The sequence below is a fragment of the Mesorhizobium sp. M0195 genome, from assembly GCF_040322115.1.
Lineage (GTDB): Bacteria > Pseudomonadota > Alphaproteobacteria > Rhizobiales > Rhizobiaceae > Mesorhizobium.
Map to the genome: position 1 here is coordinate 37,275 of NZ_JAMYSV010000007.1, position 22,032 is coordinate 59,306.

The 22,032-nt window shown below is 64.5% G+C and carries 23 protein-coding genes; all 23 read left to right on the plus strand.

The window, feature by feature from the left end; genetic code table 11:
• The first annotated feature begins 140 nt into the window (after positions 1–140).
• On the plus strand, positions 141–4,469 hold the full coding sequence (locus NKJ12_RS16010; RefSeq protein WP_352703758.1) for a strawberry notch-like NTP hydrolase domain-containing protein: 4,329 nt from the start codon (positions 141–143) through the stop codon (positions 4,467–4,469).
• Complete coding sequence (locus NKJ12_RS16015; protein ID WP_502905716.1) at positions 4,469–5,503, plus strand: DUF7146 domain-containing protein; 1,035 nt, start codon at positions 4,469–4,471, stop codon at positions 5,501–5,503. Before NKJ12_RS16010 ends, NKJ12_RS16015 begins: the two co-directional genes overlap by 1 nt.
• Positions 5,504–5,846: 343 nt before the next feature.
• Positions 5,847–6,767: a DUF2493 domain-containing protein gene (locus tag NKJ12_RS16020; RefSeq protein ID WP_352703763.1), complete on the plus strand. Its 921-nt coding sequence runs from the start codon at positions 5,847–5,849 to the stop codon at positions 6,765–6,767.
• Positions 6,768–6,945: 178 nt separating this feature from the next.
• Positions 6,946–8,079 (plus strand): transporter substrate-binding domain-containing protein, encoded by a 1,134-nt coding sequence (locus NKJ12_RS16025; protein WP_352703765.1) that lies wholly within the window; start codon positions 6,946–6,948, stop codon positions 8,077–8,079.
• Complete coding sequence (locus tag NKJ12_RS16030; RefSeq protein ID WP_352703767.1) at positions 8,079–8,723, plus strand: ANTAR domain-containing response regulator; 645 nt, start codon at positions 8,079–8,081, stop codon at positions 8,721–8,723. Before NKJ12_RS16025 ends, NKJ12_RS16030 begins: the two co-directional genes overlap by 1 nt.
• Positions 8,724–8,971: 248 nt before the next feature.
• Positions 8,972–9,817, plus strand: coding sequence for a nitrilase family protein (locus NKJ12_RS16035; protein ID WP_352703769.1), 846 nt, complete (start codon positions 8,972–8,974; stop codon positions 9,815–9,817).
• A 53-nt stretch (positions 9,818–9,870) separates the two neighbouring features.
• A complete protein-coding gene (locus NKJ12_RS16040; protein ID WP_352703771.1) occupies positions 9,871–11,022 on the plus strand; it encodes a substrate-binding protein in 1,152 nt (383 codons plus the stop codon).
• 67 nt (positions 11,023–11,089) lie between these two features.
• Positions 11,090–11,923, plus strand: coding sequence for a branched-chain amino acid ABC transporter permease (locus tag NKJ12_RS16045; RefSeq protein WP_352703774.1), 834 nt, complete (start codon positions 11,090–11,092; stop codon positions 11,921–11,923).
• On the plus strand, positions 11,916–13,688 hold the full coding sequence (locus NKJ12_RS16050; protein ID WP_352703776.1) for a branched-chain amino acid ABC transporter ATP-binding protein/permease: 1,773 nt from the start codon (positions 11,916–11,918) through the stop codon (positions 13,686–13,688). Before NKJ12_RS16045 ends, NKJ12_RS16050 begins: the two co-directional genes overlap by 8 nt.
• Positions 13,681–14,409, plus strand: a complete 729-nt coding sequence (locus NKJ12_RS16055) for an ABC transporter ATP-binding protein (protein WP_352703777.1) — start codon at positions 13,681–13,683, stop codon at positions 14,407–14,409. The genes NKJ12_RS16050 and NKJ12_RS16055 overlap by 8 nt, the downstream gene beginning before the upstream one ends.
• 302 nt (positions 14,410–14,711) lie before the next feature.
• Positions 14,712–14,879, plus strand: coding sequence for a hypothetical protein (locus NKJ12_RS16060; RefSeq protein WP_352703779.1), 168 nt, complete (start codon positions 14,712–14,714; stop codon positions 14,877–14,879).
• Positions 14,880–15,013: 134 nt separating this feature from the next.
• A complete protein-coding gene (locus NKJ12_RS16065) occupies positions 15,014–15,454 on the plus strand; it encodes a hypothetical protein (RefSeq protein ID WP_352703782.1) in 441 nt (146 codons plus the stop codon).
• A 615-nt stretch (positions 15,455–16,069) separates the two neighbouring features.
• Positions 16,070–16,396: a DUF736 domain-containing protein gene (locus NKJ12_RS16070; RefSeq protein WP_352547069.1), complete on the plus strand. Its 327-nt coding sequence runs from the start codon at positions 16,070–16,072 to the stop codon at positions 16,394–16,396.
• 175 nt (positions 16,397–16,571) lie between these two features.
• The gene (locus tag NKJ12_RS16075) at positions 16,572–16,832 is read left to right on the plus strand and encodes a DNA -binding domain-containing protein (protein ID WP_023715497.1); all 261 of its coding nucleotides are present in this window, start codon (positions 16,572–16,574) and stop codon (positions 16,830–16,832) included.
• Positions 16,833–16,966: 134 nt separating this feature from the next.
• Entirely contained in the window at positions 16,967–17,170 is a 204-nt protein-coding gene (locus NKJ12_RS16080) for a transcriptional regulator domain-containing protein (protein WP_352703784.1), read from the plus strand.
• 16 nt (positions 17,171–17,186) lie between these two features.
• Entirely contained in the window at positions 17,187–17,732 is a 546-nt protein-coding gene (locus NKJ12_RS16085) for a DUF2285 domain-containing protein (RefSeq protein WP_352703786.1), read from the plus strand.
• Between the two features lie 141 nt (positions 17,733–17,873).
• A complete protein-coding gene (locus tag NKJ12_RS16090; protein ID WP_023690466.1) occupies positions 17,874–18,155 on the plus strand; it encodes a helix-turn-helix transcriptional regulator in 282 nt (93 codons plus the stop codon).
• Between the two features lie 18 nt (positions 18,156–18,173).
• The gene (locus tag NKJ12_RS16095) at positions 18,174–19,334 is read left to right on the plus strand and encodes a replication initiator protein A (protein ID WP_352703789.1); all 1,161 of its coding nucleotides are present in this window, start codon (positions 18,174–18,176) and stop codon (positions 19,332–19,334) included.
• Positions 19,331–19,573 carry a hypothetical protein gene (locus NKJ12_RS32275; protein ID WP_502897062.1) on the plus strand — a complete coding sequence of 81 codons (243 nt, stop codon included), beginning with the start codon at positions 19,331–19,333 and terminating at the stop codon, positions 19,571–19,573. Before NKJ12_RS16095 ends, NKJ12_RS32275 begins: the two co-directional genes overlap by 4 nt.
• Positions 19,570–20,091 carry a DUF2840 domain-containing protein gene (locus tag NKJ12_RS16105; protein WP_352703791.1) on the plus strand — a complete coding sequence of 174 codons (522 nt, stop codon included), beginning with the start codon at positions 19,570–19,572 and terminating at the stop codon, positions 20,089–20,091. Before NKJ12_RS32275 ends, NKJ12_RS16105 begins: the two co-directional genes overlap by 4 nt.
• Entirely contained in the window at positions 20,088–20,633 is a 546-nt protein-coding gene (locus tag NKJ12_RS16110) for a S26 family signal peptidase (RefSeq protein ID WP_352703793.1), read from the plus strand. Before NKJ12_RS16105 ends, NKJ12_RS16110 begins: the two co-directional genes overlap by 4 nt.
• Before the next feature lie 69 nt (positions 20,634–20,702).
• Complete coding sequence (locus NKJ12_RS16115; protein ID WP_352677194.1) at positions 20,703–21,038, plus strand: DUF736 domain-containing protein; 336 nt, start codon at positions 20,703–20,705, stop codon at positions 21,036–21,038.
• Between the two features lie 3 nt (positions 21,039–21,041).
• Positions 21,042–21,815, plus strand: coding sequence for a lytic transglycosylase domain-containing protein (locus NKJ12_RS16120; protein WP_352703795.1), 774 nt, complete (start codon positions 21,042–21,044; stop codon positions 21,813–21,815).
• The last annotated feature ends 217 nt before the right edge of the window (positions 21,816–22,032 follow it).

Consider the following 22,032-nt stretch of genomic DNA (forward strand, 5'->3'; position numbering starts at 1 on the left):
CTCATGGCCGGGCGCTTGTTTCATTTTAGCTTCGGCGGGACCTGAGAGGGAGAGGCGGGCCGGGATGGGTTTGAACCCGTGCGGTCCAGAGAGAGCGCCGCGCGGCTCGGTCCTGTCCCCGCTCTCCCGAGGTTCACACCATGTACATGATCTCGCCCGCTGCGGCGGTTCCAACCGCCGCGCCGCTCCCGCTCGCCCAAACCCGTGCAGCCGGCGCTATCTTCGCCGCCGCCGGCCTGCTGCTTCCCCGTCTCGAACGCGGCGAGTGCATCGACGCGACAAAGCTGCGCTCGGCGATGGAAGCCGCATTCGGCGCCTCCGACGCCGCCGGCGCCTGGGACTGGAAGCAGGCCTACGATGCCTGCGAGGCCGCAACGGTCCTTTTCCTCCGCAAGTACGGAAAGGCGCTCTTCCGCAAAGCCGAATCTCCGGCTGCACGGCTGTCCGCTTTGTCGAAGATCGCAGGGCTCATGCCGACGCATACGCGCCGGTCCGAAGAAGCACAGACCTTCCAGCAGTTCTCGACGCCGATTCCGCTCGGCCTGGTCGCCGCAACGGCCGCCGCCATCACGCCCGGCGACCGTGTGCTGGAGCCTTCCGCCGGCACTGGGCTGCTCGCCATCCTGGCGGAGATCGCCGGTGCCTCGCTCGTCCTCAACGAACTCGCCGCGACGCGCGCGGAACTTCTTTCCTCCCTTTTTCCGGCCGTTCCCGTCAGCCGCTTCGACGCTGCTCAGATCGATGACCATCTCGATCCATGCGCCGTGCCGAGCGTGGTGCTGATGAACCCGCCATTCTCCGTCATGGCCAATGTCGAGGGCCGCATGGCCGATGCGGCCTGGCGTCACATTGCCTCGGCGCTGACGCGACTGGCTCCCGGCGGGCGGCTGGTAACGATCACTGGTGCGAACTTCTCGCCCGACCATCCGGCCTGGACCGCTGCCTTCACGCGCCTGCAGGAACGTGGCCGCGTCGTCTTCTCCGCCGCCATCGACGGCTCGGCCTACGCCAAGCATGGCACGACCTTTCCGACACGCCTCACCGTCATCGACAAGCTGCCGGCGGACGATCCCACCGTCTTCCCGGATGCTCCCGACGTCGCTCCGGATGCGGCAACGCTCCTCACGTGGATTGAGGAGCGCCTTCCCGCGCGGCCGCCGGTCGTGATGGCCGCCGTTTCGAGCGCGGCATCGGCGGTCGCCGCTCCCCGCACCGTGCACGGCTATCTCAAACGCTCGGCGAGAACCACGCCACGCATGTCGATCGCCGAACCGGAAGCCATCGACCTCGCTTATGAGGCTGTCGACTGGCAGGCGGCCGAGGGGGGTCAGATCAGCGACGCCATCTATGAGGCCTACCAGCTTCAGGCGATCCGCATCCCCGGCTCGCGGGCTCACCCCACCCAGCTCGTTCAATCGGCGGCCATGGCCTCGGTGGCGCCACCCAAGCCGAGCTACCGGCCGCGCCTGCCGAAGAACGTCCTTGACCTGCTCTCGGACGCGCAGCTCGAGACCGTCATCTATGCCGGCGAGGCTCATGCCGAGTATCTCGCCGGCGCCTGGACGTTCGACGATACCTTTGACGTGGTTAGCGCCGCGGCCGATGACACCGCGGGTGCCGTGCGCTTCCGGCAAGGCTTCATGATCGGCGACGGTACGGGGGTAGGCAAGGGCCGCGAATCCGCCGCCGTAATCCTAGACAATTGGATGCAGGGCCGTCGTAAGGCGGTCTGGATCTCCAAGTCCGACAAGCTCATCGAGGATGCGCAGCGCGACTGGTCCGCGCTCGGCATGGAGCGCTTGCTGGTCACCCCGCTCTCCCGCTTCCCGCAAGGCAGGCCGGTCACGCTGGCGGAAGGCATCCTATTCACCACCTATGCCACGCTACGCTCAGACGATCGCGGCGAGAAGGTTTCGCGGGTCAAACAAATCGTCGAATGGTTGGGTCCGGATTTCGATGGGGTCATCATTTTCGACGAGGCGCACGCCATGCAAAACGCCGGTGGCGGCAAGGGCGAACGCGGGGACGCCGCTCCCTCCCATCAAGGCCGTGCCGGCCTGAGGCTGCAGCACGCACTGCCGCAAGCCCGCATCGTCTATGTGTCGGCGACTGGCGCCACCACCGTGCACAATCTCGCCTATGCCCAGCGGCTCGGCCTCTGGGGCGGCGAGCATTTTCCATTCTCGACCCGCGCCGAGTTCGTCGAGGCGATCGAGGCCGGCGGCGTGGCGGCGATGGAAGTGCTGGCACGCGACCTCAGGGCACTCGGCCTCTATACGGCCCGCTCGCTCTCTTTCAACGGCGTCGAATACGAACTGCTCGAGCATGAGCTGACGCCCGAACAGGTCCGCATCTATGACGCGTACGCTGGGGCCTTCGGCGTCATCCACAACAATCTCGATGCGGCGATGCAGGCGGCCAACATCACTGGCAGCACCGGCACGCTCAATGCCCAGGCCAAGTCGGCCGCGCGCAGCGCTTTTGAAAGCGCCAAGCAGCGCTTCTTCGGTCATTTGTTGACCAGCATGAAGACGCCGACCCTGATCCGCTCCATCACCCGCGATCTGGAGGAGGGCCATGCGGCCGTTGTCCAGATCGTCTCGACGGGCGAGGCGCTCATGGAACGGCGGCTGGCCGAGCTGCCGACTGAGGAATGGAACGACGTCCGAGTCGACATCACGCCGCGCGAATACGTCCTCGACTATCTCGCCCATTCCTTCCCGGTGCAGCTCTATGAGCCCTTCACCGACTCCGAAGGCAATCTGTCGTCGCGCCCGGTCAACCGCGATGGCCAGCCCGTCGAGAGCCGCGAGGCGGTCGCCCGGCGCGACGAGCTGATTGCCAAACTCGCCAGCTTGACGCCTGTCCCCGGCGCGCTCGACCAGATCGTCCAGCATTTCGGGGTGGACATCGTGGCCGAGGTCACCGGTCGCTCGCGCCGCATTGTCCGCAAGGGCGAGCGCCTTGTCGTTGAAAACCGTGCCGGGTCAGCCAACCTCGCCGAGACGCAAGCCTTCATGGATGACCAGAAGCGCGTTCTGGTTTTTTCGGACGCGGGCGGAACGGGGAGGAGCTACCACGCCGAACTCTCGGCCCGGAACACGCGGCTGCGTGTGCATTATCTGCTCGAAGCCGGGTGGAAGGCAGACACCGCCATTCAGGGCCTGGGCCGCACGCATCGCACTAATCAGGCGCAGCCGCCGCTCTTCCGGCCGATCTCGACCAATGTGAAGGCGGAAAAGCGCTTCCTCTCGACGATCGCCCGCCGTCTCGACACGTTGGGCGCAATCACGCGCGGCCAGCGCCAGACCGGTGGTCAGGGCCTGTTCCGGCCAGAGGACAACCTCGAAAGCCATTATGCCCGCGATGCGCTACGGCAACTCTATCTGCTGATCGTACGCGGCAAGGTCGAGGGCTGCTCGCTCGAGCGTTTCGAGGCGGCGACGGGTCTCAAGCTGATGGATGCCAATGGCATCAAGGACGAGTTGCCGCCGATCACCACCTTCCTGAACCGGCTGCTGGCGCTGACTATCGAGCTGCAGAGCGTGCTGTTCGGCGCGTTCGAGCAGCTGCTGGCCGCTCGGATCGATGGCGCCATCGCCTCAGGCACCTACGATGCCGGGCTGGAGACGCTGCAGGCCGAAAACTTCGTCGTCACCGATCGGCAGGTGATCTACACCCATCCGCGCACCGGCGCCGAAACGCGCCTTCTCACGATCACCGAACGCAAGCTCAATCGGCCAGTCACAATCGATGCGGCGCTCCATCACCTTTGCGATCCGCGTGCCTTACTGCTCATCAACGAGCAATCGAGCCGCGCCGCCGTGCAGATCCCGACCCCCAGCGTCATGCTCGACGATGGCGAGGTTGAGCGACGTGTCCGCCTGATCCGGCCGATGGAAGGCCAGAACATGCCGCTTAAGGCCATGGGCGAAACACGCTGGGTAGAGGCCGACCGCGAGGCGTTCATAACTGCCTGGACGGCCGAAATCGCCGGGGTGTCGGAGTTTTCGGACTCGGTCTTGCACATGGTCACCGGCCTGTTGCTGCCGATCTGGAAGCGCCTGCCCAACGAGTCGACCCGCGTTTATCGACTTCAGACCGACGAGGGCGAGCGCCTCATCGGCCGCCGTGTCTCGCCGGCATGGGCCGCCAACGCCTCTGCGACGAACGTGGTTGCGCTGTCGCCGGAACAGGCGTTTGCGGCTCTCATGGACGGCCGGACGATCCTCGAACTTGCCGAGGATCTCCAGCTTCGCCGCAGCCGCGTCATGGGCGCATGGCGCATCGAATTGTCCGGCTTCACCGACACGATGCGCGAGCGCCTCACCGCCTACGGTCTCTTCCACGAGATCATTTCGTGGAAGCTCAGGATGTTCGTGCCGATCGACGCCAACGGGCTCGCCGTGCTGGAGCGCGTGCTCGACCGCTTCCCAATCGAGCGGGTCAGTGAGCGGGAGACTGCATGATTCCGCGTCACGCTGCATCCAACCTCGCACACCGCCTCGGCGAATATGCCGAGGCGGTGTGCCGCCACTACCTCTCCAATGGCCGTCGCCAGGGCAACTATTGGACCGTCGGCGACGTCCGCAATGCGCCGGGCCGCTCGATGTTCGTGCGTCTGCAGCCATCCCAGAAGGGACCGCCAGGCAAATGGACCGACGCCGCTACCGGCGAGCATGGCGACCTGCTCGATGTCATCCGCGAATGCCTCGGACTGGTCAACTTCCGGGACGTCGCTGACGAGGCGCGCGTGTTTCTCGCTATGCCAGCTGCCATGGCACCCCGACCGGCCGCGCCGATCACGCAGGTCCCCATTGGATCTCCGGAAGCGGCTCGCCGACTGGTCGCCATGTCGAAGCCCATTATCGGCACCGTCGTGGAAACGTATTTGCGTGGACGTGCCATTGCGACTTTGCACGGTACCGCAGCCTTGCAGTTCCATCCACACTGCTACTACCGGCCAGACGATCATGGACCGACCGAGACCTGGCCGGCGATGATTGCCGCCGTTACCGATCTGGATGGGCATCTGACCGGCGCACACCGCACCTGGCTCGCACGGGACGGCACCGGCAAGGCACCCGTCGACACGCCGCGTCGGGCAATGGGTGACCTTCTCGGTCACGCCGTCCGCTTCGGCGTACCCGGCAGCGTCATGGCGGCAGGCGAAGGCATCGAGACGACGCTGTCGCTCAGATGCGCCTTGCCCGACATGGCGATGGCGGCGGCTCTCTCGGCGGCTCATCTCGCCGCCATCCTGTTCCCGCCAAACCTGCAGCGGCTCTATGTCATCCGCGACAACGATCCGGCCGGTGACGGTGCCCGAGACAGCCTGCTCGAGCGCGCGACGGACGCCGGAATCGAGGCAATCGTGCTGTCGCCAGAGACGGGGGACTTCAACGAAGATCTCCGCCATTTCCGACTTGCCGCCTTCCGGGCCTCGATTGCGGACCAGCTCATGCGCAAAGATCGCATCCGCTATCTGAAACAGGCGGCATGAGCCGTGAGGGGAAGCGCGCGGCGCACGGTGCCGGCTGCGCCGCATGGATGCGTGGCCCGCCGGCAGAGAACCGCGACCCGGCCTTCGAGAGGGCGATCGGGCCCACGAACTGGCCGGCCAGGCAATGGCGGCGGCCGACTATTTTCCGGCGGCGCACGACTGCTCGCGAATGGCAGCGATTGGGCGCGACGCCTTTCCATCGCGAGGCAAAATAGCCGGCCGCCGCCATCCTCCGCTGCGCTCCGGCCCTCCGCTTCACTTCGGGTGTCGGGCCAACCCGCCCGTGGGCTCTCGTCGCCATGAAGGCCGCGAGGGTCGCGGTCAAACCGACGGGAGCATCCCCATGAGCGAGCACGACGACACCGAACCGCACCACGCCGCTTCTCCGACCGATCACATTCTCACCGAACTCCAGCTCTATGGCTGGCGCCCATTTGCGGACGAGCCCGATCCGCGACCGCTCCCCGTTGGCGACCACGTGGCCGGAGCCGTGGCCGACATCTTTTACGCCCTCATCGCCACCCTGGCCGACACGCGCCTCGAACCCGACCTCGATGACCTGCTCTGGTCCGTCACCAATGTCTTCCACCGAGCTGTACAACGGATCGAGCGGCAACTGGACGACAACGAGCAGGCCCAGCGCCGACTGCAGCGCGAACAGGACGGCAGCGAGATCAAGGCGGTTGAACTCGAGAACCTCACCGCCCAAGGCCAGACCATGATCGAACGGCGCGACGCCTTCGAGCTCATGCGTGACCAGGCCGCCGACCACTACGATCAGTACACCGGCTCGGCCTGGCGACCGCGCACGGGGTCGATGGTCAACCACCACCATCTCACCGCCGCAATGATCGATAGCCGCGACTTCCTCGCGGCCAGGCGGCGCGCGGAAACCGAGGTCATGTTACCCGCCGGCCCCAAGATCGCCTTCTCCGGCGGCGATACCGCCGATCACGAGTTGATCTGGGCAAAGCTCGACCAAATCCGCGCCAAGCACCCCGACATGGTGCTGATGCACGGCGGATCACCGAAAGGCGCCGAAAAGATCGCCGCCCGCTGGGCCGATCATCGCAAGGTGCCGCAGGTCGCCTTCAAGCCCGACTGGAGCAAACATGCTAAGGCCGCTCCCTTTAAGCGCAACGACCAGATGCTGGCGGTCATGCCGATCGGTGTCATCATCTTTCCGGGCACCGGCATTCAGGAGAACCTCGCGGACAAGGCCCGCAAGCTCGGCATCCCGGTCTATCGGCTCGGCAACTCGTGAGTGCCGCCTTTTTGACCCACGCAAACGCCAAGCAGGTTTGGCCCGCCCTATTTGCAATGTCTTCTTTCTCGCTCAAGAGGAAATACATCTTTCACGACGCAAACGGCAAGTTTACGCGATTGCCATGGCGCCCCGCGTGCAATAGGCCTTTGCCGGAAAAGCGCAGGGGAGGATTGCCGTGACAGGAACAGCCCAGACATGGCGCGTCGGCATCCTTTTTTCGCGCAGCGGCATCACTTCGGTCACCGAAAGCGAGCATTTCTACGGGACTGCGCTTGCCATCGAGGAGATCAATGCCGGCGGTGGCGTGCTGGGGCGGCAGATCGAGCCCATAGCCTACGACCCGGGTAGCGACCCCGAGGCGTTTCGGTCGCTGGCCCGCAAGCTTTTGACCGAGGACGACGTCAACGTCATTTTTGGCTGTTCGATGTCGGGCAGCCGCAAGGCGGTGCTGCCGATCGTCGAGCGCTACAACGGCTTGCTCTGGTATCCCTCGATCTACGAGGGTTTCGAATATTCCGAAAACGTCCTCTACACCGGCGCCACGCTCAACCAGAACACCTTCGCGCTGGCCGACTTCATCCTGCAACGCTACGGGCCGCGCGTGTTCATGGCCGGGTCCGACTACATTTACCCGCATGAATCCAACCGGGTGATGCGCGACCTGCTGGAATGCAAGGGCGGCACCATTGTCGAGGAACAATATGTGCCGCTCGATGCCGACGAACGCCGGATCCACCGGCTGATGGCCGACATCGAGAAGGCCGCGCCGGACGCCGTCTTCTCGACGGTGATCGGGCGCAGCGCGCAAATCCTCTACAGGCTCTATGCCGAGGCCGGCATCGACCGGACAAAGCGGCCGATCGCCAGCCTGACGCTGGCCGAAGGCGAGATCCGCGTGATCGGCGCCGAGCATTGTACGGGCCATGTGCTGGCAGCGCCCTATCTGGCGAGTGTCGACAGCGACGAGAACCAGCGCTTTGTCGGTGACCTGGCCCGCCGCTTTGGCGACCGCACAACCGCGACCATGTGGTCGCAAACTGCGTATACGCAGGTGCATCTGTTCGCCCGCGCGCTGGAGAAGGCCGGAACCCTCGACACTTTCCGCCTCAGTCAGGCGGCGCTAGAAGTCGACTATGCGTCGCCGGAGGGACGGATAATGTTCGACCAGGAAAACCGTCACGTCTGGTCGACGCCGCGTATCGGCATCGCCAACGCTGCCGGCCAGTTCGACATCGCCTGGCAGTCGCAGGCGCCGATTCGGCCTGACCCCTATCTCGCCTCGACCCATTTCGAAGAGCCGTGGCTGTAATGACGGCAACGCTCAAACGCATCCTCAACGATCTCAGGCAGGCGAAGATCCTCGTCATCCACCCCAAGGACGAGGATGGTGCCGCCCTTGTCGATCACCTCAGGCGGCTCGGCTGCGAGGTTCGCGCGGCGTGGCCGCCGCCGGCTTCGATCCCGGGCGACATCGATACGGTGTTCGTGCAGGTGGGCGAGGCGCCGACCGATGCAATGGTTTCGCTAATCGAAGGCGTCAATGCCGCCGTCGTCGCCATCGTCACCTACGAAAGCCCGACTTCGATCAAGGCGATCATCGATCTCAACGCCCATGGCGTCATCACCAAGCCGCTCCGGCAGCTCGGCGTGCTGACGCAGTTCGCGCTGGCCCGCTACCGCTATGGCTATGAAGGACGGCTGGCCAACAAGGTGCGCAAGCTGGAGGATACTCTGAAAGGTCGACGGACGATCGAGAAGGCGGTCAAGGTGTTGGTCGAGATGAACGGGGTCGACGAGGAGACCGCCTACAAATTGATCCGTGACCAGGCGACGTCGAAGCGCATCGCGCTGGTTTCCGTGGCCGACGGCATCCTTGCCGCGCAGGAAGCGATGCGGGCTTTCGGCTTTGGGATTTCCGCGCAGGGCAATCAGAAACAGCCGAACGATCGATAGGGTGCCGGCGGCGGGGCACGGCAGAAAGCTTCTATAACCGGCTGATTTTACTTCTATAAATTGAACTCTTCACCGTTTCTTGGCGCCGGAATCTTAGGCCCTTGACGCAGTCTTCGGTCCGTGCAACTTCTTAAAGCACGAGCAGGTTTGCTCTTCGGCAGGAATGCCGTTTCACATTGATGGCTATGTAGCCCTTGGCTCGCGGATGACTTCCGCGCCCAGGGGTTTTTTGCGTTTGGAGGCAGGCTTTGGCACTATCGGCGACAGCATCCACGGACCTCCGTCTGGCCTGCATCCAGTTTCAACCAGCGATCGGCCGGCTGGACAAGAATCTCAGATCGATGGAGCGGCTGATCCGCCAGGCCGCCGGTCTCGGTGCGTCGGTGGTGGTGCTGCCGGAACTCGCTGACAGCGGCTATGTCTTTGACAGCCGGGAAGAGCTCGCCGAACTCGCAGCACCCATTCCGGAGGGACGCAGTGCAGCGCTGCTGTGCTCGCTGGCCAGCGAACTCGGCCTCCACATCGTCAGTGGCCTTGCCGAGCGCGACGGCGACTGGTTCTTCAACGCCGCCATGCTGTGCGGGCCATCGGGTCCCATCGGCACCTATCGCAAGCTGCATTTGTGGAACCGCGAAAAACTCTACTTCCAGCCGGGCAATCTCGGCCTGCCGGTGTTCGAGACCGCGATCGGCAGGATCGGCGTGGCGATCTGCTATGACGGCTGGTTCCCGGAAACCTACCGGCAACTGGCGCTGAAGGGTGCTGAGCTGGTCTGCGTGCCGACCAACTGGGTGCCGATGCCCGCTCAGGGCGATCACCCGGAGCCGATGGCCAACATCCTGCACAAGGCGGCCGCCCACAGCAACGGCATCTACATCGCCTGCGCCGACCGTGTCGGCATCGAGCGCGGCCAGCCCTTTGTCGGCAGAAGCCTGATCGTCGGCCCGACCGGCTGGCCGATCGCCGGGCCGGCCAGCGAAGCCGACGAGGAAATCCTAATCGCCACGATCAACCTCGGCGAGGTCGCCAGGGCCCGCGCGCTGAGCGAGCGCAACGACGCTATCGGCGACCGCCGCGCAGACGTCTACGGATAACCAAGAAGAAGCCGGCACTACCCGGTACGATCAACCAGAGAAAGGGGAATACCATGAAGAACAGAGCAGTGATCCTTGCCTTCGCCGGCGCCGCCCTGACCAGCGCCGCCTTCGCCGCGGACGGCCCGATCAAGATCGGCATCCCGGTCGGTCTCTCCGGCGCCAACAGCGTCGTCGCACCGTCGGTCGTCCAATCGGCCGAACTCGCGGTCGCCGAGATCAATGCCGCCGGCGGCGTGCTCGGACGCCAGCTTGCGCTGGAGATCGCCGACGATGCCTCGGGTGCGGCCGGCGCGCAAAAAGCCTTCGATTCGCTGGTCTTCCAGAAGGAGGTCAACGCCGTCATCACCATGGAGACCAGTGCTGCCCGCAATGCCGGCCTGCCGATCATCTCCAAGGGCGACATCCCCTACATCTACACCTCGTTCTACGAGGGCAAATCCTGCAACGCCAACCTGTTCGTCAATGCCTGGGTGCCGGAGCAGCAGGTGCCGCCGATCGTCGACAATTTCATCAAGACGCAAGGCGCCAAGAAGTTCTTCCTGATCGGCTCGGATTATTCATTCGGCCGCGGCATGCTGGAATTCGCCAAGGCCTATATCGAGAAGTCGGGCGCCAGCGTCGTCGGCGAGGAGTATCTGCCGATGGAAGGGAGTGACTGGACGGCGATCATCTCCAATCTGAAGAGCTCGGGCGCCGATGCGGTGATCACCTCGACGGCGGGCGGCGCGCCGAACGTCACCTTGACCAAGCAGCTGCGCGGCGCCGGTGTCACCATCCCCTATGGCAACCTCGCGGTCGACGAGGGGACCGCAAAGAGCATGGGCGCGGACGCGGCTGGCATCTTCATTTCAGCTTCCTACGTCACCAGCATCGACAGCGACGCCAACAAGAGCTTCCTTACAGCGATCGAGAAGAAGTTCGGTGCGGATCTGCGCACCCCCAACGACCTCTCGGTGCCTGAATATGAAGGCATCTACCTCTACAAGGCCGCGGTCGAGAAAGCCGGGTCGACCGACACTGCAGCTGTGCTTGCGGCACTCGCCGAGGTATCCTTCACCGGCCCGCGCGGCACGGTCTCGATGAACAAGCAGCACCACGCTCCGCTGACCATGTATCTCGGCCAGGTAAAGGCGGACGGTTCGGTTTCCGTCGTCGACACCTTCAAGGATGTCGACCCCGGCGAGCAGTGCCCGAAGCTGTAGTCGCGTCTGTATCAGCAATGGGGCGGCGGTTCCGCGCCGCCCCGTTCCACACGAACGGGAACTTGCCATGACGCTTCTCCTGGACATGGTGACGACGGCGGCGATCCTGTTCATCGTCGCTGCCGGCCTGCTGGCGATCTTCGGCGTGCTGAAGATCATCAATTTCGCCCACGGCGCCTGGCTGACCATCGGCGCTTATTGTGCAGTGGCAACGGCCGGCCTCGGGCTCAATCCCTGGGCAGCGCTGCCGATCGCCTTTGCCGTTGGCGCAATCCTTGGCGGCATCACCGAACTGGTGATCGTGCGGCCGCTCTATCGCCGGCCGCTCGACGCCATTCTGGCGACCTGGGGTCTCGGCATCGTCATCGGCCAGCTGATCACGCTGTGGTTCGGGCGCGACGTGCAATTCACCCCCAATCTCCTCTCGGGAACGGTCGATGTCTTTGGCGTCGGCTATTCGCTCTACCGGCTGTTCGCGGTCGCTGCCGCGCTGGCGATCGGGCTTGCCTTCACCTTCCTGCTCGAAGGCACGCGGCTCGGCCTGTCGGCGCAAGCGGTGATCATGAACGAGATGCTGGCCCGTGCGCTCGGCATCGACACGGCGCGCGTGCGTCTGGCCACCTTCATGGTCGGCACCGGACTGGCGGCACTCGCCGGCGTGCTTCTGACGCCGCTGACCAGCGTCGATCCGAATATGGGCGTCGCCTGGCTGATCGGCTCGTTCATGCTAGTCATGGTCGCCGGCTCGTCCTTCTCGACGCTGGCCATCGCCTGCCTCGTCTTCGGTGGCGCCCAGGTTCTGGTCAGCACCTTCGTCAGCCCCATTCTTGGCGGCATCACGGTGGCGGTCCTGTGCGCCCTGGTGCTGCGCATCAGCCCGAAGGGATTTGCCCATGCCTGAAAGCCGTTCCATCCCGCCGCGGGCCTGGCTGTTTGCAGCCCTTGCGCTTGCAACGGCGGTCGTCGTCATCATCGGCCCTGCGCTGTTCGACCGCTTCACGCTCAACGTGCTGACCCGCTCGATGATCTACGCCATGCTGGCGGTGACCGTCGACATTCTGTGGGGCTACACCGGCATCCTAACCTTCGGCCAGGCGGCGTTCTTCGGCACCGGCGCCTATGCCAGCGCCATGGTGCTCAGCCATCTCGGCTCGACGCCCGCCTTTCTGGCACTGGCGCTGGCCCTGGCGATCCTCGTGCCGGTGCTGCTCGGCGCCTTCGTCGGCTGGCTGTCGTTCGGCCATGGCTCGACACCGCTCTATGCGACCGTGATCTCGCTGGTTGTGCCGATCGTGGTGACGCAGCTGGTGTTTTCCGGCGGCGTGTGGACAGGATCGAGCAGCGGGCTGGTCGGCTATTCCGGCCTGCCGCTCGGCCTGCCGGGCTATTTCCGGCTGACCGGCATCTGCCTGATTGTCACCACTGTCGTCGCCCTGGTCTTCACCCGCTCCGATGCCGGCAAGCTGCTCGTCGCCATTCGCGACAATGAAGCGCGCTGCGCCTATCTCGGCCTCGATCCGCAACGGCTGAAGATCGTGCTGACAACGATCCTCGCCGGCGTCGCCGGCATTGCCGGCTTCCTCTACGCCAATGCGTCGGGCGTGGTGGCGCCGGAAAACACCGGCTTCGTCTTCGGCACCGAGATCGTCATCTGGACGGCCCTTGGCGGCCGCGGCACCATCATCGGACCGGTGATGGGTGCGATCGGCATCGACTACCTCAGCGCCCAGCTGTCGGGCGATTTGCCCTTCCTGTGGAACCTGGTCGTCGGAACCCTGTTTGTGGTCATGATTATCCTGTTGCCGAACGGGCTGGCGCAATTGTTCGCAATGTTGCTACCGCGCCGCAATGCGGCTCAAACCAACACCGCCGGGAGCCCGGCCATCGCCGTCGCGCAGGCTGGCAACGGCAGCGCTGGCGACAACCGCGTGCTCTCCGTCAGCGGCCTCGGCAAATCCTTCGGTAGCCTGCAGGTGCTGCAAGGCATCGACCTCGACGTGCGCCCTGGCGAACTGGTCAGCCTCGTCGGCCCGAATGGCGCCGGCAAGACGACGCTGATGCGGTGTCTCAGTGACGGCACCGAAGCCACCACCGGAAGCGTCAGCATCGCCGGCCAGGACATCATCGGCATGACGCCGGACGAAATCGTGGCGCTTGGCGTCGGGCGAAAATTCCAGGTGGCGAGCGTCTTCGACAGCCTGACCGTCGCCGACTGCCTGCGCATGGCACGCGCCTCGCACCAGGCGCCAAGCCCGCTGCGCCGCTCCGCCACGCTTGGATTGCCCGCAACTGCCGCCGACATCTTGCGCTCCACCGGTCTCGACCAGATGCTCGGCCGGCCGGTGTCGCTGCTGTCGCATGGGCAGAAGCAGAGCCTCGAGCTTGCCATGGTCGTCGCGCTCGAGCCAAAACTCATCCTGCTCGACGAACCGACGGCAGGGCTGACCAAGGTAGAGCGCACCACCATCGGCGCCACGCTGCAGAAGCTGACCGGCGAGCTCGGGTTCGCCGCCATCCTGGTCGAGCACGATCTCGATTTCGTCCGCGACATCTCGACCAGGATCGTCGTTCTCCACCAGGGCAGGCTTGTGCTCGACGGCAGCGTCGCCGAGGTCGTCAATTCCGAGGTGGTCAGGACGATCTACTCGGGAGCCGCTCATGCTTGAGACCAGAGAGGCCAAAACCACCGTGCCGAAACTCTCACTGTCGAACGTTTCGAGTGGCTATGGGCCGGTTGCCATCATCGAGGCGCTGTCGCTCGCCATCGCGCCCGGGCAGATTTTTGCGCTGATGGGCAAGAACGGCATGGGCAAGACCACGGTGCTCAAAACCATTCTCGGTTTCGTCGCGCTGCGTTCGGGCGATATCCGCCTTGACGGTATGTCGATGTCAGGCGTTTCCCAGGCTTCGCTGATTGCATCGGGCGTCGGCTATGCGCCGCAGGAACAGGCCCTGTTCCAGGATCTCAGCGTCCGCGACAATCTGCGGCTCGCTCTGCGTTCGGATCGCGGTTTTGCGCAAGCCGTCGAGCGGGTCTACGGGCATTTTCCGTTCCTCAGGGAGCGGCTGTCGCAACGCGCCGGAACGCTGTCCGGCGGCGAGCAGAAGATGCTGATCCTCGGCCGCGCGCTGATGCTGCAGCCAAAGCTGCTTTTGATCGACGAGATTTCCGAGGGCCTGCAGCCCTCCGTCGTCGAACGCATCGCCACAGCTCTTAGGGAAGAACGCCGGGCCAACGGCACGACGATCCTGATCGTCGAACAGAACCTGCCCTTCGCGCTTGGCATAGCTGACAGCTGGGCGGTGCTGAAGCTCGGCCGCATCGACGATGCGGGCGAGGTTGGGGAGGGAACTGCGGACAAGGTTCTTCAGCACCTGAAGATCTAAGAGGCACGTATCCGGCATAATGGCGCCAACCACATCGCGCGGCAGCTCGTTCAGAATCTCCTGGAGCTAGTGGGTCGCGCCAACGGCACCACTCCTGACTTGAAGATGCCCGCACCCCGCGATCCATTGCGCTGATCCTTGGTCCAGCCGACGGCCTGAGGCCATCAACCCGCAAGGGGTCGGACTACGCGAAGCGTGCCGCCGCTCCGGCTTCGCCTTCGCGGTGATTGCGGCCATCGGCCGAACACATCGGGCGCCTGTCAGCGGGGGAGGGTCCTCCGCTTCAAACAGGAGCCGGATCGATGTCCCTCGCCGACGCGCATGCCTTCGCCTTCAGCCTCGCCGCCACCCTCATGGTAGCCATCGTCATCTTTCGTGCCGGCGACGGCACTCTCTCGGTCGTGCCCGCAAACGAGTATGACGGCGACGACACCGCCATCATCGGCGAAATCGACCCGTTCACCCCATGACGGGGCGAACATTGCCGCTGGCGAAACAGAGCTTTGGCAGTTTTCGCCTGCGGTTTTCGTTGCTATGCTCTGCGCTGCGCCGAGGTGGTGGTGGAAGGCGCAATCGCCAGAGCTATTCTCTCGGAGACACCACCATGATCATCCTCAGCATGTTCGTTTGTATCGCGGCCATCGGTATCCTGTGCTGGTTGCTCTTCACGCTTGCTATCTTCGCCCTTCCGTTGTTCGTCGGGGTCAGCGCAGGCACGTGGGCATTCAACACCGGTGCCGGCTGGCTTGGCGCGATCCTCGTTGGTAGCCTCGCAGCCGGGTTGACGCTCGGCGTCGGCCAAATCCTCCTCAGCGTTATCAGCCCCATGTGGGCCAAGCTGGCGATCACGCTGGTCTTCATCGCGCCTGCGATCGTTGCCGGCTACCATGCCTCCCATGGCATCGCGAAGCACATGATGCCTTCGGAAACCTGGCAGATCGTCTTTTCCGTCATTGGCGCGACCGCCGTCGGCGTCACGGCATATCTCCGGGTCGCGGGCATGACAGCCGCCGACCAATCCGGCAGGGACGTGGTTCGAGCCTAGACCCGCGCGGGCGACGCGGGCGGACCAGACCGACGAAGGCCTAGCCACCTCACTATCGGTGGTTGGAGCAATCGGGTTCCATGCCAGGATCGAGCAACGGCCACGTGCCGGCGCGGCCTCGTTTGTGGACTTGGACTTTCTTCGGTCGATGCCCATGGCAGGTCGACCAGTCGGTAGCAGGACGGCAGCGCGGCCGGTGGCTGCGGCGTTGGAGGTGCGTGCGGTTCCCGGCACCTGGAATGCGGACGACGCCAGTGAACTCGTAGCGATCTGCCGGAGGCGCGTTGCACGCCAACGTCTCCGTTGCCAATCTGTCCCAAGAGCGCTCCAAACGGCCTTTTCAATGGGCTGATCTGGCCGAAGGACGGCTGAAGCCTCGACCGCCTAGGCCGCAACGGCGCGTCTCGACTTTCTTCCCCTGCCGGCTCCCACCCCATGCCGCAAGCGCATGGGGACCCCGAGCGCCGCCATTCCTCGCGAGACAAGAAAGCCGTTCCTGCGCCGTCTTCCGCGCTGCTCCGGTCGCAAGCGATGCGTCATCGGTCGCCTCCGGCCACGTGATCGCCATCGAGGCCGCATGGTGCGGGCTCGGGAACAGAAAACGGGAGACTTACAATGGCTACCATCGGCACCTTCAAGAAGACCACCGCGAACGAGTTCACCGGCGAAATCGTCACCCTCAGCGTCCAGGCCAAGAACGTGCGCATCGTCCCAGACACACGCGCCACTGGCGAGAACGCTCCCAGCCACCGGGTGCTGGTCGGCCGCGCCGAGATCGGTGCCGCATGGTCGAAGACCTCCAACGAGGGCCGCGACTACCTGGGTCTCAAGCTCGACGATCCGAGCTTCAACGCCCCGATCTACGCCAACCTCTTCGACGACGAGGAAGGTGAGGGTTTCTCGCTCATCTGGTCCCGCCCGAACGCGCGGCGGGGTGACTAAGGACCCGCGCAGGCCCCGGCTGGAAGGCCGGGGCCTTCTTCCGCGGACGTCCGGTTCGGTTCTCGCAAGCCGAGAGCGATGCCGAAACCGCATCGCCCGATGCTGATCAACCATCCTCCGCTGGCAAAATTGCTTCTATAAAATGCAGGCTCACTCTGTGAAGACGAGGCAAGCGATGATCGAGCCGTTTGACGAAACCGCGCCGACCAGTGACGAACTCACCGAATACGATCGGGAACACGTCAAGCTCTATATGCGCCTGCTTGACGCCGCCGACGACGGTGCGGACTGGCGCGAGGTGGTCGAAATCCTCTTCGGCATTGATCTGACGAAGGAGCCGCAACGCGCCCGGCGCATCCACGACAGCCATCTGGCGCGAGCGCGCTGGATGGCGCGTGCAGGCTACCGTCATCTCTTGCGTCGACCCGGCAACTAGAACCACAGCGCCTGTGGTTCGCGGGTGATGCCGAAGTGGCATCACCCGATGCCCGGCAAGGGTCTTCCGCCAATCGCTACAACCCGGAATCGTTTGGAGGCGGGGTCTACGCGTTGTTTGCGAGGAGCTCTTGGATGAGGCCGGATACGTCGCATTGGCGAGACAATGACAGCTATGACTATTTCGACACTTTACCAATCGAAGGGCTTGCCTGGGAGTGTCTGCGACGTCACGAACCCTATCAACGGCACTACCAAGCGCTCCTGACCACAAGAGCCGAGAAAGCACCATTCCGGCCTGAGGCGCAGCGGCTGTGGGGGTTACGATTTCCCGGCTAGGCCGGATTTGTCCGCCTTGGCGCAAGACGTTTTCTGGTCGCCTGACGTCGATCCAGCTGTGGTTTCTCTCGTGCCGGCACCGGAATTCCTGTCGTCCTTGCGATCGGCGCCGTTGACCGGCCTGGGCGTGCTCCAGGACAGCCCGGAAGGACGTCACAGTGTCCATAGTGCAGATGTTGCGACCCAACTTCTCCTTCTGCCCGGCAGTGACCCGCACGGCCACCTGGCGGCGCTGATCCCCTTGGATGCACAAACGTTGGGACGGATCGAAGCACTCACCCGTTTCTGGCGTTCCTGGCAAAAGCGCCCAACAGCTTCGGACACGCGGATGACACCACAGCAGCGACGCCGCTTTCGTCTGATGATGCAGGCCGCTGACGGCCACTCGAATGGCGCGAGCTACCGCGACATTGCCATCGCCCTTTACGGGTCTAAGCGCGTCGCTGCCGATCCTTGGAAAACCTCCGCACTGCGCGATGCGGTGATCGGCCTGGTCGAGGGCGCCACCGCCATGATCGGCGGCGGCTATTTGCAGATCCTGCGTCATCGCCGCCGATCGTAGCGGTTGTGACACTGGACAGGGGGGTGGGATTTTAGCCTCCCTCAACTTCCCCATCCCTTGCGAAGCCCATTCTCCGCCACCGTGGTCGCCGTCCACCGCTGAACGCCAGCGGCCGTCCAAAACCCCACGGAGGTCCGACCCATGCGACCCGATATCGCCGTTCTGCCGCCGCGCTTCCTGCGTACCAAGGAAGCTGCGGATTTCCTCAGCCTGTCCGCCCGCACGCTCGAAAAGCACCGTACCTATGGCACTGGTCCTTCCTACCGCAAGCTCGGCGGCCGTGTCGTCTATGCCGTCGACGATCTTCAGGCTTGGGCCGAACGCGGCGCTGTCACCTCTACATCCGATCCGCGTGGGTCGGTCTTGCCGGCCAAGCGTCACACGCCGACGCCGCCGACGCACGGCGGACGATACGCACGCTGACCGCGCGCGGATTTCCAAATGGCGGCGCGAAACCAATCCCTTTCGGAGCGCGGGCAGCTCGACCTGTTCAGGGCGCTGCCTGGCGACTTCGCCCCACGAGATGCGCAGGATCTCATGGCCTATCCGTTCTTCTCCCTCTCCAAGACCCATCGCGTCGCGCCAATCGACTTCATGGCCGGCAACGTCACGATCCGGGTCGAAGCCGTACCCGATCATGGTATGGCGACCATCTGGGACGCCGACATCCTGATCTGGGCCGCGAGCCAGATCGTCGAGGCGCGCGACGCCGGCCTTCGCACCTCGCGCCTGATGGCCGCCACGCCCTATGAGATTCTGACCTTCGTCGGCCGGGGCAAGAGCCTGCGCGACTATCAGCGCCTGAAGGCGGGGCTTGACCGGCTGCAGTCGACCACCGTCTCGACGACGATTCGTCAGCCCGCCGAAGGCCGGCGTCACCGCTTCTCATGGATCAATGAGTGGCAGGAGCGCATCGATCGCCATGGCAAACCCGCGGGGATCGAGTTGATCGTCCCCGACTGGTTCTACCAGGCAGTCCTCGATGACGCGCTCGTGCTGACGATCGATCGCGCCTATTTCGACCTGACTGGCGGGCTGGAGCGCTGGCTCTATCGGCTGGTGCGCAAGCATGGCGGCCGCCAGCCCGACGGCTGGCGCTTCGACTTCCGTCACCTTCACCAGAAATCCGGCAGCCTGTCGCCCCACAAGCGCTTTGCCTTCGAGCTGCGCGACATCATCCGCCGCCAGCCGCTGCCCGGCTACACGCTCTTCCTCGAAGTGGAGATGGGCGGCCGGACGCTGCTCGCTTTCGAGCGGATCGCCTCCTGTGGAAAGCCTGTGGACGGCATCGTGCTATCGGGAACCGGAACTATCGTGCCATCGGGAACCGCAGGCTCGTGCTATCAGGAACCCAAACGGGGCCTAACCCTAGGAAACCAAAGCCGAAATCGCGCCCTTAACTTAGACTCTAACCCAGAATCTAACTCTGAAGAGCGCGCGCGCGATGTGCAGAGGCTCGGACGGCGAGCCAGCAACGCATTCAGCGTAACCACCAACAAGACCCCGAAAAAGTCAACGGTTTCTGGTGGCCGCGACACGGCAACCAACGCTTCCGAAGCTCCGACTCCGCCTCTTGATCCGCGCTCGGGAAGCACCCGATGATCGTCGCACTCCTCAATCAAAAGAGCGGTGTCGGCAAGGCAACTTTGACGCTGCTTCTCGCCGGTGAATTGACCTGCAAGGGAAATCAGTTCGCGACCTTCGTCGTGCGCCAGACCACCGACATGACGACTCAGGAGCGCGACCGCATCGCCGCTTTCCAGCACGACGTCATCGTCGCCGACACGCTGCGCGCGAGGCTCGCGCGCGAATTTCCCACCGCATCAGGAGAACCGAAATGACTGGCATCGCGGCTCCCCGCATGCGCGGCGCGTTCCCGGCCACGCACCACGCTACCGACAATCTCGTCCATGTCGAACTGACCTGGGTCGAGAAGAGACAAGAGAACTGGATACGGTTCGGCACCCACGCCCACGAACAGATCGTTGATCGTCGCCGACGCATCCTGTCTTATCGCCCCGGGACGGTCTTCGCCTTCGTTCGCTGGGCCGCGAACGACTTCGGAACAATCATCTCACGCATCGACATCGTGCGTGCGGTCGCGTCTGGCGAAGCCTATCAGACACTGCCCTTCGTGCGCCCCGGCGGCGACATCCTTCTGAAGGTCGAGAGTTGGCCCAAGGTCGAACGCGTGCTGCAGGCGATCGACGCCATCCAGCGCCTCGACATCGAGCCTGAGTTGGTGTCGCCCGATCATTGGCGGCACATCCACAACCGGATAACCGCCGGCCACGCGCCGCGCAGCTACACGCTCGACCAACATCGTGCTTTCCTGCTGCGCCAGAGGACCGAACTGTGACGCGCGCCGGGATCATCCTCGCTAGCGTTTTCGCAACCATGGGCATCGGCTATCCCGGCCTCACTTCGATGCCCACGAAGCTCATCTGGAATGCGTCAGCTAGCGCACCGATCGGCTTCTACACGATCGACTTCCACGGACCGTTCGAGGTCACCGATCTTGTGGCCGTGGACGCCCCTGCGCCGCTCGCGGCCTTCCTCGCCGATCGCGGCTATCTGCCGAGGGGCGTGCCACTCTTGAAGCGCATCCTTGGCGTTTCCGGGCAGCGTGTCTGTCGCTCGAACCTCACTGTCACTGTCGATGGTATCGAGGCGGGCGCGGCGCTCAAGCGTGATCGGGCCGGACGTGAGCTGCCGGCCTGGCAGGGCTGTCGCCGCATCGCGAGCGGCGAAGTCTTCCTGATGAACTGGCAGGTCCGCGACAGCCTCGACGGACGTTACTTCGGCCTCCTCTCCACCAGCCAGATCATCGGCCGTGCCGTCCCGCTGTGGACAGACGAGGACGGCAACGGACGCTTCGAATGGCGCGCGCCGACGCGGTGAGCGCGCGACCGGCGGTGCGCGTCGTGCCGCCAGCCCTCATCACCGCACCACTGAAAACAGGAGTCAGACATGCAACAGATCGGGGAATTCACGCGCCAGAAGACTGGCTATAGCGGGCGCATCCACACGCTCAGTCTCAACCTGGATATCGCCATTGTGGCGGCAGAGGCGAGCGAAACGGAGAATGCGCCTGACTACCGCGTTCACGCCGGAAGCGAGGACGGCCCCGAGATCGGCGCCGGCTGGAAACGCTCCAGCGAAAAGGCCGGAGACTATGTCTCGATCCAGCTCGACGACCCGACCTTCGCGCAGCCCATACGCGCGAACCTCTTTCGCAATGGCGACGACAAAACGTCCTGGTCGCTGCACTGGGCGCGCCCGCGCGACCGTAGCGAGAAGGATTGAACGATGCGCGCTCGCCGTCCGTCGACGAGCCATCGCGGTGCGCCCGGGCCGTTTCGTGCTGCCCGGCGTATGGCTCTGCTCCTCCTTTGCGGCCTGGCCGTCGCGACCGTCATGCCGGCGGCGACCTTGGCGCAGGAAACACCTCTCACACGATCGTCGCAGCGCGATCCTTTCGGCACGCATATCAGCGAAGCCTCGCACCGCTTCGGCGTTCCGACCGCGTTGATACGCGCCATCATGCGCAAGGAGAGTGCGGGCGATGTGCGCGCCGTCTCCAGCGCAGGCGCCCGCGGCTTGATGCAGATCATGCCCGGCACATGGGACTATCTGCGCGCCCGCTGGTCGCTTGGCCGCGATCCATTCGATCCCCGGGACAACATCCTGGCTGGAACGGCGTATCTGCGCGAACTGCACGATCGCTTCGGCTCGCCAGGGTTTCTGGCCGCGTACAACGCGGGACCTGCACGCTACGAAGCCTACCTCACTGGGCGTCCGTTGCCGGCCGAGACCCGCGCCTATGTCGCGATGCTCGCCCCCCTGATCGGTGAAAGCGAGGGTATGCGCCCTTTCGCCGTCACGTCTGTCGAGGCCATTCCCCGGAAGCGCGGCTCGCTCTTCGCAGGTCAGCCGGATCGCATACAGGCTGTCGCTCTCGTGCCGACCGAGCGACCACCAAATGACGCGAGCTCCGCACCCACCGTGCGCGATGTCTCCGCCATCGTGCCGCTGTCCGAGGGCCTCTTCGTGGCGCAAGCGAGCGAAGGGATCCAGCCATGAGCGCGCCTGGGCGTTTTCGCGCAACCGCAAGCTCCAGCGCACCGTGGCGTGGATGGAGGCGGAAGGTGGGCAGAACAACCGGAAGATGGCTAGATAAAAGGCCGCGAGGTGCGGCGTCGGTCGGTCGTGTTGTTTCAAGAGGTTATGTGGCATTTCCGCGAGGTGCGAGTATCTGGCGCACCGCGCCGTGCCGCCGTTTTCCCTGTGATTTCCGTGC

Coding starts and splice junctions, on each gene's coding strand:
- NKJ12_RS16010 (WP_352703758.1), top strand. CDS start 141: ATGTACATGATCTCGCCCGCTGCGGCGGTTCCAACCGCCGCGCCGCTC.
- NKJ12_RS16020 (WP_352703763.1), top strand. CDS start 5,847: ATGAGCGAGCACGACGACACCGAACCGCACCACGCCGCTTCTCCGACC.
- NKJ12_RS16030 (WP_352703767.1), top strand. CDS start 8,079: ATGACGGCAACGCTCAAACGCATCCTCAACGATCTCAGGCAGGCGAAG.
- NKJ12_RS16040 (WP_352703771.1), top strand. CDS start 9,871: ATGAAGAACAGAGCAGTGATCCTTGCCTTCGCCGGCGCCGCCCTGACC.
- NKJ12_RS16045 (WP_352703774.1), top strand. CDS start 11,090: ATGACGCTTCTCCTGGACATGGTGACGACGGCGGCGATCCTGTTCATC.
- NKJ12_RS16050 (WP_352703776.1), top strand. CDS start 11,916: ATGCCTGAAAGCCGTTCCATCCCGCCGCGGGCCTGGCTGTTTGCAGCC.
- NKJ12_RS16055 (WP_352703777.1), top strand. CDS start 13,681: ATGCTTGAGACCAGAGAGGCCAAAACCACCGTGCCGAAACTCTCACTG.
- NKJ12_RS16060 (WP_352703779.1), top strand. CDS start 14,712: ATGTCCCTCGCCGACGCGCATGCCTTCGCCTTCAGCCTCGCCGCCACC.
- NKJ12_RS16065 (WP_352703782.1), top strand. CDS start 15,014: ATGATCATCCTCAGCATGTTCGTTTGTATCGCGGCCATCGGTATCCTG.
- NKJ12_RS16070 (WP_352547069.1), top strand. CDS start 16,070: ATGGCTACCATCGGCACCTTCAAGAAGACCACCGCGAACGAGTTCACC.
- NKJ12_RS16075 (WP_023715497.1), top strand. CDS start 16,572: ATGATCGAGCCGTTTGACGAAACCGCGCCGACCAGTGACGAACTCACC.
- NKJ12_RS16080 (WP_352703784.1), top strand. CDS start 16,967: ATGAGGCCGGATACGTCGCATTGGCGAGACAATGACAGCTATGACTAT.
- NKJ12_RS16090 (WP_023690466.1), top strand. CDS start 17,874: ATGCGACCCGATATCGCCGTTCTGCCGCCGCGCTTCCTGCGTACCAAG.
- NKJ12_RS16095 (WP_352703789.1), top strand. CDS start 18,174: ATGGCGGCGCGAAACCAATCCCTTTCGGAGCGCGGGCAGCTCGACCTG.
- NKJ12_RS32275 (WP_502897062.1), top strand. CDS start 19,331: ATGATCGTCGCACTCCTCAATCAAAAGAGCGGTGTCGGCAAGGCAACT.
- NKJ12_RS16105 (WP_352703791.1), top strand. CDS start 19,570: ATGACTGGCATCGCGGCTCCCCGCATGCGCGGCGCGTTCCCGGCCACG.
- NKJ12_RS16115 (WP_352677194.1), top strand. CDS start 20,703: ATGCAACAGATCGGGGAATTCACGCGCCAGAAGACTGGCTATAGCGGG.
- NKJ12_RS16120 (WP_352703795.1), top strand. CDS start 21,042: ATGCGCGCTCGCCGTCCGTCGACGAGCCATCGCGGTGCGCCCGGGCCG.